We start from the raw sequence: 13431 nt of genomic DNA, 5'->3' as shown, positions 1-13431 counted from the left end.
CTCCGCGTCACACCGACGACCCCTCGCGAAGCACTTTCGTGAGGGGTCGTCCTTTCGCCAGCTCGTCGACGAGTTTGTCGAGCACACGGATGCGATACATCAGCGGGTCCTCGATCTCTTCGACGCGGACGCCGCAGATGACACCGGTGACGTTGACCGACAGGGGATTGAGGCGAGCGGCGGCGAAGAAGTCGCGGAAGCTCGTGGTGCCGTCGACGTGCTGCGCGAGTTCGTGCTCGTCGAATCCGGTGAGCCAGCGCAGCGTGGTGTCGAGGTCGTCACGCGTGCGCCCCTTCCGCTCGACCTTCGCGAGGTAGAGCGGGTACACCGCCGAGAACGCCGTGTCGAAGATGCGGCTCATGCGGGGCAGGATAGTCCCGTTCCGGTCTCGCCGCGACGTCACCGCGATTCGACGACGCAGACCGCGCTCATGCCCGGCGTGAGGGCTTCGAACACGTGCGGTGCGTCGCCGGGGTAGGAGAGGTAGTCGCCGGGATCGAGCTCGTAGGGAGCGTCGGCAGGGCCGACGCGGCCCCGCCCGCTCACCAGGATCACGTGTTCGACGGTGCCGCGCGGATGCGGATCCGACAGGCGGGGGCTCCCCGGTTCGGCGGTGAGCAGGTAGATGTCGCGGCGGGCGTGTGGGGGACTGGCGGACAACAGCACGGCGAGGTAGTCGGACGCCGACGAGGGCACCGCCGTCGCCGCCTCGCCGCGACGGATCAGGGTGGGGGAGGGAACGCCCTCGTCGACGAGGACCGCGAACGGGACCTCGAGGGCGGTGGCCAGCGCCCACAGCGTCTCGACGCTGGGGTTGCCGCCGCCGTTCTCGAGTTGCGACACCGTCGCCTTCGCGACGCCGGCCCGCCGCGCCAGCTCGGAGACGCTCAGGTCGCGGCGCTCGCGTTCGCGTCGGAGGGTCGCCGCGATGCGGTCGCCGAGATCGCTCATGTGTTCATTATGGTCGCCGAACGTTCGACTTGACGAACACCGTGCGACGTTCAAGACTCTGATCATGCGTTCGATCGACCGAACACCCCGCCACGACGCCGCCCGCCAGGGCCTCGCCGTGGCGTTGGCGACCAGCGCCTACGGCATCTCGTTCGGGGCGCTGTCGGTGGCATCCGGTCTCGATGTCTGGCAGACGTGCGTTCTCAGCCTGCTCATGTTCACGGGTGGCTCGCAGTTCGCCTTCGTCGGCGTCCTGGCCGCCGGTGGCATGGCCGCGGCGCCGGCCGCGATCGCCTCGGCGGTGCTGCTCGGTGTGCGCAACGCCGCATACGCGATGAGGATGTCGCCCGTGATCGGCCGCGGACCCTGGCGCCGCGCCCTGGCGACGCCGTTCACGATCGACGAGTCGGTGGCTGTGTCGCTCGCGCAAGCGACGCCGGTCGCCCGGCGAACGGGATTCTGGGTCACGGGAGTGGCGATCTGGGTGGGCTGGAACGTCACGACACTCGCGGGGGCACTGCTGGGCGACGTCCTGGGCGACCCTCGCGCGTGGGGGCTGGATGCCGCGGCGGCCGCCGCCTTCCTCGCCCTGCTGTGGCCGCGCCTTCGCGGACGCCAGCCGATCGCGGTCGCGGTCGGGGCGGCGATCGTCGCCGCGGTGCTGACGCCCTGGGTCATGCCCGGTATCCCCGTCATCGCGGCGGCCGGTGTCGCCGTCGTGCTCGGATGGTTCGACCCGCGAGCCGCCGCCCCCGTCGCGGACGATGAGAAGGGGATGCCATGACCCTGTGGACCGCCGTGCTCGCGGCATCCATTCTCTGTCTCGGCTTGAAGGCGGTGGGGTATCTGCTGCCGCAGGGATGGCTCGATGCTCCGCGCCCGGCGCGCATCGCCGACCTGCTGACCGTCGCACTGCTTTCGGCGCTCGTCGTGGTGCAGGCGCTGGCCACCGGTCCCGCGATCGTCGTCGACGCGAGGCTCCCCGCCGTCGCGGTCGCGGCCGTCCTGCTGTGGCTGCGCGCGCCGTTCCTCGTGGTCGTCGCCGCGGCCGCCGTGACCGCCGCCCTCCTGCGCGCGCTCGGCTGGGCCATATGAGCCCGAACGTAGACTGATCGGGTGGGTTCAGGCATCGTTCGCGTCATCGGCTGGGTCGTGGCGTTCGCCGTCGGTGCCTTCTACGGAACGGCGGCGACGGTGGGACACGCGTTCCGGATCGGCTTCGTCCCCGTCGGACTCATCCTCGGGACGATCGGCTGCGCCGCCCTCCTCATCGCGCTGCGCACGTTGACGCAGGATCGCGTCAACGCGATCGCCGGCGGATTGGGGATCATCGCGGCCACGTACCTGTTCTCGCAGGTCGGTCCCGGCGGCTCCGCGATCGTGGCCGCCGCGACCCCCGACACCGAGTGGATCGCCATCGCCTGGACGTTCGTCGGGCCGATCCTGCTGGCGCTCGTCGCCTTCTGGCCGGACGTCTCGAAGCTGCGCGTTCAGCCCGCCGACGGATCATAGGGGACGGGTGTCCGGCCGGGCCCGGTCGTGGTCACGCGTAGACTGAGCGGGTGACTTACGTGATCGCCCTCCCGTGTGTCGATGTCAAAGATCGCGCGTGCATCGACGAATGCCCGGTCGACTGCATTTACGAGGGTGAGCGCTCGCTCTACATCCACCCCGACGAATGCGTCGACTGCGGTGCCTGCGAGCCCGTGTGCCCCGTCGAGGCGATCTACTACGAGGACGACCTCCCCGAGGAGTGGTCCGACTACTACAAGGCCAACGTCGAGTTCTTCGACGACATCGGCTCGCCGGGCGGTGCGGCAAAGGTCGGCGTGATCGCCAAGGACCACCCCGTCATCTCCGCACTTCCTCCGCAGAGCCACTGAGCCGTGGGCGTCGCCGACCTCGCCGACTACCCCTGGGACGCCGTCGCACCGTATGCGGAACGTGCGCGTCGTCATCCGGCCGGTATCGTCGACCTCTCGATCGGCTCGCCCGTCGACCCGACGCCCGCCGTCGTCGCCGAGGCCCTGGCCGCAGCGACCGACGCGCACGCGTATCCCCAGACCATGGGCACGCCCGCCCTGCGCGAGGCCATCGTCGACTGGTACGCCCGCCGTCGCGGCGTGCCCGGGTTGACCCCGGCGCACGTGCTTCCCACCGTGGGCTCGAAAGAACTCGTCGCTCTCCTGCCGCTCCTGCTCGACCTCGGCCCCGGCGATGCCGTCGTGCACCCGCGTGCCGCGTACCCGACGTACGAGGTGGGCGCCCGTCTCGTGGGTGCCGAGCCCGTGGCATCCGATGATCCGGCCGACTGGCCGGACAACACGCGACTGGTGTGGATCAACTCACCCGGTAACCCCGACGGACGCGTGCTCTCGACGGACGAGCTGGCGGATGCCGTCACCCGGGCTCGCGCGCTGGGCGCCGTGCTCGCCTCCGACGAGTGCTACGCCGAATTGGGCTGGGATTCCCCGTGGGACACCGCGGGCGTGCCCAGCGTCTTGGACCCGGCCGTCGTCGGTGACGATACGACCGGCGTCCTCTCGGTGTACTCCCTGAGCAAGCAGTCGAACCTTGCCGGCTACCGCGCGGCGTTCCTCGCCGGCGATCCCGATCTCGTCGCGCGACTTCTCACCGGCCGAAAGCATCTCGGACTCATGCCGCCCGCGCCGGTCCAACAGGCCATGACGGTGGCGCTGGGGGATGACGCGCACGTCGTCGAACAGCGCGAACGCTACGCACGACGTCGGGCCGTGCTGAAGCCCGCGGTCGAGGCCGCAGGGTTCCGCATCGATCACAGCGAGGGTGGCCTGTACCTGTGGGCGACCGAGGGGCGCGATGCGTGGGAGAGCGTGGGACGGCTCGCCGATCTCGGCATCCTCGTCGGTCCGGGGCACTTCTACGGCAGCCACTATCCCGAGCACGTGCGCTTCTCGCTGACCGCCACCGACGAGCGCATCGCGGCCGCGGCGGAGCGCTTGACTCCGTGAGTGCGCTCGATGTGAGGATCCCTCCATCCGAAGGGGGCATCCTTTGGCGGTGTCATCTGTACGCCGTCGGCCCCGATAGGCTGTAGGAGCACTTCGAGCGGGCCACCCTCCGCCGGATGCCGTGTCGGGAACCGTTCACGCGGGTCCCGCCGAGAAGGCCGCGGGCGCCTCACGCTCCCACGGTTCACACCACATGGGCGACCAGAAATCGCAAGGAGGCGCGGTGAGCGACGCGGGCACGCAGCAGGACAAGGCCACCCTCTCGGTGGGGGACACCACCGCCGAATTCCCGGTTCTGCGAGGTACCGACGGCGTTCCGAGCATCGACATCGCGTCGCTGACGAAGCAGACCGGTCACACCACGCTCGATTACGGCTTCGTCAACACCGCGTCGACCAAGTCGAACATCACGTTCATCGACGGAGATCAGGGCATCCTGCGGTACCGCGGATATCCGATCGAACAGCTGGCCAAGAACAGCACCTACCTCGAGGTCGCCTGGCTCCTGATCTACGGTGAGCTCCCCTCGGCGTCCGAGCTGGCATCGTTCGACGAGCGCATCCGCCGGCACACGCTTCTCCACGAAGACCTCAAGCGCTTCTTCTCCTCCCTCCCGCCCACCGCGCACCCGATGTCGGTGCTGTCGGCGGCGACCGCGGCCCTCTCGACCTACTACGAGTCGGAGTCCGACCCGCACAACCCCGAGCACGTCGAGCTCAACACGATCCGCATGCTCGCCAAGCTCCCCGTGATCGCGGCGTACGCGCACAAGAAGAGCATCGGTCAGGCGTTCCTGTACCCCGATAACTCGCTGAGCTTCGTCGACAACTTCCTCAAGCTGAACTTCGGTGTTCTCAGCGAGATCTATGAAGTCAACCCCGTCATGACGAAGGCTCTCGATCTGCTTCTCATGCTGCACGCGGACCACGAGCAGAACGCCTCCACGTCGACGGTGCGTCTGGTCGGCTCCACGGGCGCCAACCAGTTCGCGTCGATTTCGGCCGGCATCCAGGCTCTTTCCGGCCCGCTGCACGGCGGCGCCAACGAGGCCGTGCTGCAGATGCTCGGACGTATCCGCGACTCGGGCGAGAGCGTCGAGCGTTTTGTCGAGCGCGTGAAGAACAAGGAAGACGGCGTGAAGCTCATGGGCTTCGGGCACCGCGTCTACAAGAACTACGATCCCCGCGCGAAGCTCGTTAAGGGCGCGGCCGACGAGGTGCTCGAAGCCCTCGGCGTCAGCGACCCGCTTCTCGACCTCGCGAAGGAGCTCGAGCAGATCGCCCTGGAGGACGACTACTTCAAGGAGCGTCGCCTCTACCCGAACGTCGACTTCTACACCGGCGTCATCTACAAGGCGATGGGCTTCCCGACCCGCATGTTCACCGTGCTCTTCGCGATCGGTCGACTGCCCGGCTGGCTCGCGCAGTGGCGCGAGGCGATCACCGACCCGCAGACGAAGATCGGCCGCCCGCAGCAGCTGTACACGGGCGCCGCGCAGCGCGACTACCCGGGCGCTGTCTGACCACGTTCACAGAACGCCCCGTCCCTCTCGCGAGGGGCGGGGCGTTCGTCTGCGCGGGGTCGCGCTGCGACCGCGCCTCCGCCCGACGAACGCGCCCCGCGACGAGAAACGCTCGCTGCGCGCGTTTCCCGGTGCGGGAGGCGCTTCCCGAGGGGACAGGCGTGCAACGGCGGGCCGCTCACGCCAGGCCACCCACCCGGCCTCGCGTCGTCGGGCGTGGCCTCAGGCGTGCAGCGCTGCGTTGAGGGTCACACCGACCCCCGCGCGAGCGGATGCCTCCACCGCACCGGTGAGCGAATTGCGGCGGAACAGGATGCCGTCGCGGCCGGAGAGTTCCGCGGCCTTGATCGTCTGGTCGCCGACGCGCACCTTCGTCCCCGCGGTCACGTAGAGGCCCGCCTCGACGACGCAGTCGTCGCCGAGCGAGATGCCGATGCCCGCGTTGGCCCCGAGAAGGGTGCGCGCCCCGATCGAGACGCGGTGCGTGCCGCCGCCGGACAGGGTGCCCATGATCGACGCGCCGCCGCCGATGTCGGAGCCGTCTCCGATGACGACGCCCTGCGACACGCGTCCCTCGATCATGGACGCGCCGAGCGTGCCCGCGTTGAAGTTCACGAAGCCTTCGTGCATCACGGTCGTGCCGGGGGAGAGGTGGGCGCCGAGCCGCACGCGCGAGGCGTCGGCGATGCGCACTCCCGGCGGGGTGACGTAGTCGAGCAGACGCGGGAACTTGTCGAGTCCCTGAACCTGGATGCCGTGGCGAAGCAGCGCGGGACGCAGACGGGTCGCGTCGTCGGGGTGGACCGGCCCGGCGTTCGTCCACGCCACGTTGGGCAGGTGCGCGAAGATTCCATCGAGCGAGATCTCGTTGGGGCGAACGAGTCGGTGCGAGAGCGCGTGCAGCCGCAGGTACGCGTCGGCGGTCGACGCGGGCGCGGCGTCCGCGTCGATCGTGAGCGAGACGACCTCGATCCGTACGGCGCGGCGCTCGTCCGTTCCCGCGAGGGCCTCGAGGCCGTGGTCTGCGCCGGTGTCGGAAGCGCCCGCAGCGGGGGCGGGGAACCATGCGTCGAGCGCCGTGCCGTCCGAGGCGATCGTCGAGAGGCCGGTACCGGTGATCTGTCGTTCGTTGCTCACTCCGACAGGCTAGCGGGGCGCCCTGGGTAGGATCGGACGCATGCCCTCGCTCGACCTGACAGCCTCTTCCGTCGAGATCACGCGAGCCCTCTGCGACATCCCCAGCGTGTCCGATGAGGAGACGCCCTTGGCGGATGCCATCGAGGCGGCGGTGTCCGGCCACCCCCACCTCGAAGTCATCCGCGACGGTGACACGATCGTCGCCCGCACGTCGCTCGGACGCTCGCGTCGCGTGGTGATCGCGGGCCACATCGACACGGTTCCGATCAACGACAACCTCCCCACGCGCGACGTGGAGATCGATGGCGAACCGTTCCTCTGGGGACGAGGCACGGTCGATATGAAGGCCGGCGTCGCCGTCCAGCTGAAGCTCGCCGTCGAACTCACCGCGCCCCCGGTCGACATCACCTGGATGTGGTACGACCACGAAGAGGTCGACTCGTCTCTGAACGGTCTCGGCCGTCTGGCGCGCAACCGACCCGATCTCTTCGCCGGCGACTTCGCGATCCTCGGGGAGCCGAGCAACGGCGAGGTCGAGGGGGGATGCAACGGAACCCTTCGCGCACTGGTGCGGACGACCGGCGTGCGCGCCCACAGCGCCCGATCATGGATCGGCGAGAACGCGATCCACAAGGCTGCTCCGATCCTGGCTCGACTGGCCGAGTACCGGGCGCGCGAGATCGAGGTGGACGGGCTCGTGTATCGCGAGGGGCTGAACGCCGTGCGCATCTCGGGCGGAGTCGCCGGCAACGTGATCCCGGATGCGTGCGAGATCGAAGTCAATTATCGCTTCGCGCCGAGTCGCGACGCTGCCGCCGCCGAGCGCGTCGTGCGCGATGTCTTCACCGGATTCGACGTCGAGATCGTCGACGTCGCCGAGGGAGCGCGTCCCGGACTGGATGCCGAGGTCGCCCGTGACTTCGTCGCAGCCGTGGGTGCGACACCCAAGCCCAAGTACGGGTGGACCGACGTCGCGCGCTTCTCCGCCCTGGGCATCCCGGCCGTCAATTACGGTCCTGGCGACCCGCATCTCGCTCATCACGACGAGGAGCGGGTTCCGCTCGCTCAGATCGACGCCGTCGAGCGCGGCCTCCGGTCCTGGCTGACCGGGTCGTGACCGCCGAGCCCGCGACCACCGAGCGAGCCCGGTCCTGGCGGGGCTGGCCCGTCATGGCCCGCATCGCGGTCATCTACATCGCGGCGCGGCTGGTGACGACAGGCTTCTTCCTGCTCGCCTCCGCTCTTTCCGGCCCGTCCTCGCGCTACGGTGTCGCGCCCTCGCTGGGGCAACTCGCGCTGGGGTGGGATGCGCAGTGGTACTGGTTCGCTGCGGTCTCGGGCTACCCCGCGGCCCTGCCGCTCACACCCCAGGGCGATGTGGCCGAGAACGCGTGGGCGTTCCTGCCGGTGTACCCCTATCTTTCGAACGCGCTGGGGACGGTGCTCGGCTCGTGGGGTGCCGGCGGGGTCGTGATCTCGCTGGTGGCGGGGTTCGGGGCGAGCGTCGTCCTGCATGGGCTCCTGCGCGACCGCATCGGCGACTCGGCGGCGATGTGGGCGGTCGCGTTCTTCACGTGCGGTCCGTTGGCCGCGCTCTTCCAAGTCGGCTACGCCGAGTCGTTGTTCCTGTTCCTGCTGTTCCTCGCGTTGCGGTGCGTGCGGCTCCGGCGGTGGGGATGGCTGTATGTCCTGGTGCCGATCATGGGCTTCACACGCCCCGGCATCCTGGCGTTCGCGCTGTTCCTCGGGCTGTACGGAGTGCACCGTTTCGTGCGGCGCCGTGTCGACGCGTTCCCACTGCGCGAGATGGCACACCTCGTCGGGGTTGCCGCGGTGGCGGTCGTCGCGGGGTTCGCCTGGCAGGTCATCGCGGGAGCGGTGACAGGCGACCCCCGTGCCTACCTCGCTACCGAGTTGGCGTGGCGGCGGAACTGGATACCGGGCGCGAGCGATCAGTTCGTACCGGTCGAGGGGTGGGTCCAGGGCGCGGCCTTCTGGTTCACCCAGTGGGGTCTCGGTCCCGTGGTGGGGTACGTCGCCCTCGTCGTGCTCGTGCTCGGCGTGACGGCGGTGCTCCTGTTCGCCCCGCAGGTGAAGCGCCTGGGCGTCGAACTGCGCCTGTGGTCGGCGAGCTACCTGGTCTATCTGCTGCTGGTCTTCTTTCCGCAGTCGAGCATCTTCCGGCTCCTCGTTCCTTTGTCGCCGCTGTGGGGAGCGCTGGCCATCCCGCCGTCTCGACGGTGGCGCGTCGGCGTGCTCGCCGCCGCTCTCCTGGGTCAGTGGTGGTGGATCTACAACATGTACGGGCTCGGGAACACGTTCTGGCAGATCCCGTGACGACGCGGGACGCACGCCAGAGAGGGCCGCGATCCTCGGCTGCTCCGGGGACCGACTAAACTAGTCCATAGACCAACGACGAAAAGGGGGCCGCGATGGCAGCCATGAAGCCGCGTACCGGTGACGGACCGATGGAGGCCGTGAAGGAGGGCCGGCTGATCATCGTGCGTGTTCCGCTCGAGGGCGGTGGACGCCTGGTGGTGTCGGTCAACGACGCCGAGGCCAAGGAGCTCTATGACGTGCTCGGTGGTGTCGTCGGCGCAGCCTGACGCATGATCGATGAAGGCCGGTCCCTCTGAGGGGCCGGCCTTCGTCGTTCGTGCTCGGGTGATGTCGAGGAGAGCCTCAGGTGAGAGGGGTGACCGTCGTGAGCTGAAGCAGTCCCTCGCCCGTAGTGGATAGTGCGCCGAAGACGGCGGGGGACGTCTGCACTTCCTGGATCAGGGAGCGGTACGCGGTCGTCACGGAGTCTCGACGGACGGGGTCAGCCACCGCACCGCCCGCGAGCACGCGAGGAACGAGCACCGTTCCGCCCGCGCGCACCAGGCGGAGACCGTGTTCGACGTATTCGATGACTCCGTCCGGGTCGGCGTCGATGAGGACGATGTCGTACGACGCCTCGTTCATGCGCGGCAGGACCTCGGCCGCTCGGCCGGTGATGAAGCGGGCGCGCGCCGCGGGAATCCGGGCCTCGGCGAACGCGGCACGCGCGGCTCCGAGGTGCTCCGGCTCGCTGTCGATGGTCGTGAGGGTGGCGCGCGGCGACCCGTGCAGCAGCCACAGGCCGGACACACCGCCGCCCGTGCCCACCTCTACGACGTTGAGCGCGCGGGAGGCAGCCGCGAGGACCGCGATCTGCGCGCCGACGGCCGGGCTGATGGGCGCCGCCCCGAGCTCGAGCGCGTGCGCGCGGGCGCGCGCGATGTGCTCGGGTTCGACCGTCGACTCCTGCACGAACCGCTCGTTCGCCTCGTAACCGCTCACGTGGACCTCCTCCGTCAGGCTAGACGCGAGGGTGGTGCGGACGGCCGAGGCGCGGCGGGTAATCTGAATCCATGTTCTTCGGCCTCACGATCGAGAAGCTTCTGCTGATCGGTGTGATCGCCGCGCTCATCATCGGACCCGAACGGCTGCCCCGGTATGCCGAGGGCCTCGCCCGCCTGACCAAGCGCGCTCGAGAGGCGATGCAGGGCGCGAAGACCCGCATGCGCGACGAGATGGGCCCCGAGTTCGACGAGGTCGACTGGCGCAAGCTCGACCCTCGCCAATACGATCCGAGACGCATCATCCGCGAGGCTCTGCTCGACGATACGCCGACCGCCACGATGCGTGCTGCGGGGGCCGCCGCCCTGGCGACCGAGGCCTCCGCCGACAAGCCGACGTTCGTCTCGGGCGAGAAGCCGCCCTTCGACGACGAGGCGACCTGAGGCTCAGCTCAGTCGGAGGGGCAGCGATCGCCCCGAGAGTCCTCGCGGCCGCACGGCGAGAGCGGCGGCCGCGGCGTCGATCGCGATCGAGGCCGGGTCGTCCGGGTGGGAGATGACGACGGGACGTCCGTCGTCACCTCCGGTGCGCAGGGCCGGGCTCAGAGGGACGGATGCCAGGAGCGGCACTGAATGACCGTCGGTGGATAGCGCGCGGGCGACGGCGTCGCCGCCACCTGAGCCGAAGAGGTCGAGCAGTGTCCCGTCCGGAAGCGCCATCGCCGCCATGTTCTCGATGACGCCGATCGGCGTCTGACCCGTTTGGCGTGCGACGAGTCCCGAGCGGACGGCGACGTCCGCGGCCGCGGCCTGTGGTGTCGTGACGACCAGCACATCGGCGTGGGGGAGGAGCTGACCGACTGAGATCGCGACGTCTCCCGTGCCCGGAGGCATGTCGAGCAACAGGACGTCCAGATCGCCGAAGTACACGTCGGTGAGGAACTGCTGGACGGTGCGGTGGAGCATGGGCCCCCGCCAGGCGACGGCCCCGGCTGCCTCCTCGCCCGGGCGCCGCAGGAACATGCCGATGGAGATGACCTTCACCCCGTAGGCCACGGGCGGGAGGATCAGGTCGTCGAGCCGCGTCGGGGCGGGCGGAAGGCCGTCAGCGTCGACGAGGCCGAGCAGCCCGGGGATCGAGAAGCCGTGGACGTCGGCATCCACGAGTCCGACGCGGAGTCCGAGAGCCGCCAGGGCGACCGCGAGGTTCGCCGTCAGGGTCGATTTGCCCACGCCGCCCTTGCCGCTCGTCACCGCGATGACGCGCGTGAGGGAGTCCGGACCGAACGGCATCTCGCGCTTGGCGCGTCCTCCCCGGAGGCGTTCGGTGAGCACGCGGCGTTCGTCGGGAGACATGACGCCCACCGCGACATCGACGCGGGACACGCCTTCGACGGATGCCGCCGCGGCGCGGACGTCCCTCTCGATTCGATCGGCTGCGGGGCAGCCGACGATCGTGAGCGCGATTCCGACCTCGGCGACGCCGTCGACGACCGCGATGTCGCGTACCATGTCGAGTTCGCCGAGGGGTCGCCGCAGCTCGGGATCGGTGACCGCGGCGACGGCGGTGCGCACGCGGTCGGCGACCGCCGTGCTCACGGGGTGGCCGTCTTCGGTTCGGCGGTGTCGTGATCTTCGAGGCGTTCGAGCGCGGCCTTCAACTCGGCCCGGAGGCTCTCCTTCGTGATCACCTCGTCGGTCAGATCGCGCACCGCCATGCGCAGCGCGACGATCTCGCGAGCCAGGTACTCGGTGTCCGCGAGGTTCCGTTCGGCGCGCTGGCGATCCTGCTCGATCTGAACCCGGTCGCGGTCATCCTGGCGGTTCTGCGCGAGCAGGATGAGGGGCGCCGCGTACGATGCCTGCAACGACAGGACGAGGGTGAGGGCGGTGAACCCGATGGCCGCGGAGTCGAAACGAAGCTCCTCCGGCATGAGCGAGTTCCACCCCATCCACAGCACGCAGAACAGTGTCAGGGAGAGCAGGAACGTCGGCGTCCCCATCGCGCGCGCCACCCACTCCGTGAACCGGCCGAACCGGTCGCGGGAGGGCTGAGGTGTGCGGGGCGCCAGCATCCCGGTGCGACCGCGCGGGGCGTCGAGGGCGGCTTGTCGTTGTGCACGTGCCATCAGCGCCTCCTCGGGGTCTGGGTCGGGATCTGGGGGATGCTCGCGGTCGCGAGCGGTCTGATCGTCGTCTTCGGTCTCGGATCATCGCCGTCGTGTGTGCGCCAGTCGTCGGGCAGCAGGTAGTCCAGGACGTCGTCGACGCTGACGCAGCCGACCAGACGGTGGGCCTGATCGACAACGGGCAGCGAAACCAGGTTGTAGCTCGCGAGTAGTCGCGCCACCTCCGCCGCGGTGGCGTCCGCGGGCACGGGCTCGAGCGTGTCGTCGATGATCGCGCCCAGCCGCTCGTGCGGGGGGTACCGCAGCATGCGCTGGAAGTGCACCGTGCCCAACAGGCGTCCCGTCGGCGTCTCGTACGGAGGGAGGGTGATGAACACGGATGCCGCGAGGGCGGGGTGCAGCTCGTGCCGACGGATGAGCGCGAGCGCTTCGGCGACGGTGGCATCCGCCGACAACACGATCGGCTCGGGCGTCATGAGGCCGCCTGCCGTGTCGGGGCCGTACTGCAGCAGGGCCCGGACGTCGTCGGCCTCGTCCGGCTCCATCAGCTCGAGGAGCTGCTCGGAGCGCGACTCGGGCAGCTGACCCAGGAGGTCGGCCGCGTCGTCGGGCTCCATGGCATCCAGGATGTCGGCGGCGCGCTCGTCACCGAGCTGCTCGAGGATATGGACCTGCTCGTCTTCGGGCATCTCTTCGAGAGCATCGGCGAGGCGGTCGTCGCTGAGTTCTTCCGCGACCTCGATGAGGCGCTCTTCGGGCAGGTCGAGGAGCGTGTTGGCGAGGTCAGCGGGCTTCAGGTCGGAGTAGGTCGCCACGAGCTGTTCGGCCGACTGCGCCTGCCCGGGCTTCTGCTGCTCGCGGACCTCTTTCCACGCGGCGAAGGTCGTCGCGCCTTTGGCGAAGGGCGACGCGCTTGTGCGTGGGCGACGGAGGAAGAGCTGGCCCACGTCCCACTCGCCGAGGCGGTTGCGCTCGATCGCGACATCCTCGATCACGGCGTCGCCGGAGCCGTCGACGAGGTGGACACGCCGGCCCAGCATCTCCGCCATCACGCGGACTTCACCACCGCGCTGGTGGAAGCGACGCACATTGATCAGACCGGTCGTGATGACCTGGCCGGACTGGATGGAGGTCACGCGACCGATGCTGACGAACACATGTCGCCGACCGGGGATCTCGACCACGAGGCCCACGACGCGCGGCGCGGCGGAGGCGCGGTAGATCACCACGACGTCGCGCACTTTCCCCAGTCGGTCTCCCGCGGGATCGAACACCGTGCAGCCCGCCAAGCGGGCGACGAAAACCCTTTGCGTGCTCACCGTCCCAGCGTAGTCCGCGATCTGTCGGCAGCATCCATCGGGGGCATAGGGGTGCGTGACAAG

General features: G+C 69.6%; 17 protein-coding genes. 10 read left to right on the top strand and 7 right to left on the bottom strand.

What is annotated here, in order from left to right; all coding sequences use genetic code 11:
- Positions 1-7: 7 nt before the first annotated feature.
- The gene (locus ABC271_RS10625) at positions 8-361 is read right to left on the bottom strand and encodes a DUF2200 domain-containing protein (RefSeq protein WP_412924839.1); all 354 of its coding nucleotides are present in this window, start codon (positions 359-361) and stop codon (positions 8-10) included.
- 38 nt (positions 362-399) lie between these two features.
- Positions 400-951 carry a helix-turn-helix domain-containing protein gene (locus ABC271_RS10620; RefSeq protein WP_412924838.1) on the bottom strand — a complete coding sequence of 184 codons (552 nt, stop codon included), beginning with the start codon at positions 949-951 and terminating at the stop codon, positions 400-402.
- A gap of 64 nt (positions 952-1015) precedes the next feature.
- On the opposite strand from ABC271_RS10620, the gene ABC271_RS10615 reads away from it, so the two are divergent.
- From ABC271_RS10615 to ABC271_RS10590, 6 genes are all read left to right on the top strand, one after another.
- Positions 1016-1735, top strand: a complete 720-nt coding sequence (locus ABC271_RS10615) for an AzlC family ABC transporter permease (protein ID WP_412924837.1) — start codon at positions 1016-1018, stop codon at positions 1733-1735.
- Positions 1732-2046: an AzlD domain-containing protein gene (locus tag ABC271_RS10610; protein ID WP_412924836.1), complete on the top strand. Its 315-nt coding sequence runs from the start codon at positions 1732-1734 to the stop codon at positions 2044-2046. Before ABC271_RS10615 ends, ABC271_RS10610 begins: the two co-directional genes overlap by 4 nt.
- A 21-nt stretch (positions 2047-2067) precedes the next feature.
- A complete protein-coding gene (locus tag ABC271_RS10605; protein ID WP_412924835.1) occupies positions 2068-2463 on the top strand; it encodes a histidinol dehydrogenase in 396 nt (131 codons plus the stop codon).
- Positions 2464-2513: 50 nt separating this feature from the next.
- The gene (gene fdxA, locus ABC271_RS10600; RefSeq protein ID WP_022878250.1) at positions 2514-2834 is read left to right on the top strand and encodes a ferredoxin; all 321 of its coding nucleotides are present in this window, start codon (positions 2514-2516) and stop codon (positions 2832-2834) included.
- A gap of 3 nt (positions 2835-2837) precedes the next feature.
- On the top strand, positions 2838-3941 hold the full coding sequence (dapC, locus tag ABC271_RS10595) for a succinyldiaminopimelate transaminase (RefSeq protein WP_412924834.1): 1104 nt from the start codon (positions 2838-2840) through the stop codon (positions 3939-3941).
- Positions 3942-4164: 223 nt separating this feature from the next.
- On the top strand, positions 4165-5463 hold the full coding sequence (locus ABC271_RS10590) for a citrate synthase (RefSeq protein ID WP_412924833.1): 1299 nt from the start codon (positions 4165-4167) through the stop codon (positions 5461-5463).
- A gap of 222 nt (positions 5464-5685) precedes the next feature.
- Here the strand turns inward: ABC271_RS10590 and dapD are convergent, their stop codons facing one another.
- Entirely contained in the window at positions 5686-6600 is a 915-nt protein-coding gene (gene dapD, locus ABC271_RS10585) for a 2,3,4,5-tetrahydropyridine-2,6-dicarboxylate N-succinyltransferase (RefSeq protein ID WP_412924832.1), read from the bottom strand.
- A 40-nt stretch (positions 6601-6640) separates the two neighbouring features.
- Here dapD and dapE point away from each other — a divergent pair, with 40 nt between their 5' ends.
- The 3 genes from dapE (at position 6641) to ABC271_RS10570 (ending at position 9206) form a co-directional block, all read left to right on the top strand.
- Positions 6641-7717 (top strand): succinyl-diaminopimelate desuccinylase, encoded by a 1077-nt coding sequence (gene dapE, locus ABC271_RS10580; RefSeq protein ID WP_412924831.1) that lies wholly within the window; start codon positions 6641-6643, stop codon positions 7715-7717.
- Positions 7714-8937 (top strand): hypothetical protein, encoded by a 1224-nt coding sequence (locus tag ABC271_RS10575; RefSeq protein WP_412924830.1) that lies wholly within the window; start codon positions 7714-7716, stop codon positions 8935-8937. Before dapE ends, ABC271_RS10575 begins: the two co-directional genes overlap by 4 nt.
- A gap of 95 nt (positions 8938-9032) precedes the next feature.
- Complete coding sequence (locus ABC271_RS10570) at positions 9033-9206, top strand: DUF3117 domain-containing protein (RefSeq protein ID WP_076490128.1); 174 nt, start codon at positions 9033-9035, stop codon at positions 9204-9206.
- 76 nt (positions 9207-9282) lie between these two features.
- Here the strand turns inward: ABC271_RS10570 and ABC271_RS10565 are convergent, their stop codons facing one another.
- Entirely contained in the window at positions 9283-9921 is a 639-nt protein-coding gene (locus tag ABC271_RS10565) for an O-methyltransferase (RefSeq protein WP_412924829.1), read from the bottom strand.
- A gap of 71 nt (positions 9922-9992) precedes the next feature.
- On the opposite strand from ABC271_RS10565, the gene ABC271_RS10560 reads away from it, so the two are divergent.
- Positions 9993-10364: a twin-arginine translocase TatA/TatE family subunit gene (locus tag ABC271_RS10560; protein ID WP_412924828.1), complete on the top strand. Its 372-nt coding sequence runs from the start codon at positions 9993-9995 to the stop codon at positions 10362-10364.
- Between the two features lie 3 nt (positions 10365-10367).
- Here ABC271_RS10560 and ABC271_RS10555 read toward each other — a convergent pair whose 3' ends face one another.
- From ABC271_RS10555 to ABC271_RS10545, 3 genes are read right to left on the bottom strand one after another with little or no spacing between them, the layout of a single operon-like run.
- Positions 10368-11519 (bottom strand): P-loop NTPase, encoded by a 1152-nt coding sequence (locus ABC271_RS10555; protein WP_412924827.1) that lies wholly within the window; start codon positions 11517-11519, stop codon positions 10368-10370.
- The gene (locus ABC271_RS10550; RefSeq protein WP_412924826.1) at positions 11516-12049 is read right to left on the bottom strand and encodes a DUF1003 domain-containing protein; all 534 of its coding nucleotides are present in this window, start codon (positions 12047-12049) and stop codon (positions 11516-11518) included. The genes ABC271_RS10555 and ABC271_RS10550 overlap by 4 nt, the downstream gene beginning before the upstream one ends.
- The gene (locus tag ABC271_RS10545; RefSeq protein WP_412924825.1) at positions 12049-13368 is read right to left on the bottom strand and encodes a magnesium transporter MgtE N-terminal domain-containing protein; all 1320 of its coding nucleotides are present in this window, start codon (positions 13366-13368) and stop codon (positions 12049-12051) included. Before ABC271_RS10545 ends, ABC271_RS10550 begins: the two co-directional genes overlap by 1 nt.
- Positions 13369-13431 lie beyond the last annotated feature (63 nt).

The sequence above is a fragment of the Microbacterium canaveralium genome, from assembly GCF_047238045.1.
In the GTDB taxonomy this organism is placed as follows: domain Bacteria; phylum Actinomycetota; class Actinomycetes; order Actinomycetales; family Microbacteriaceae; genus Microbacterium.
The sequence above is the reverse complement of the archived record's forward strand: the minus strand, read 5'-3'. Positions and strand labels throughout refer to the sequence as shown.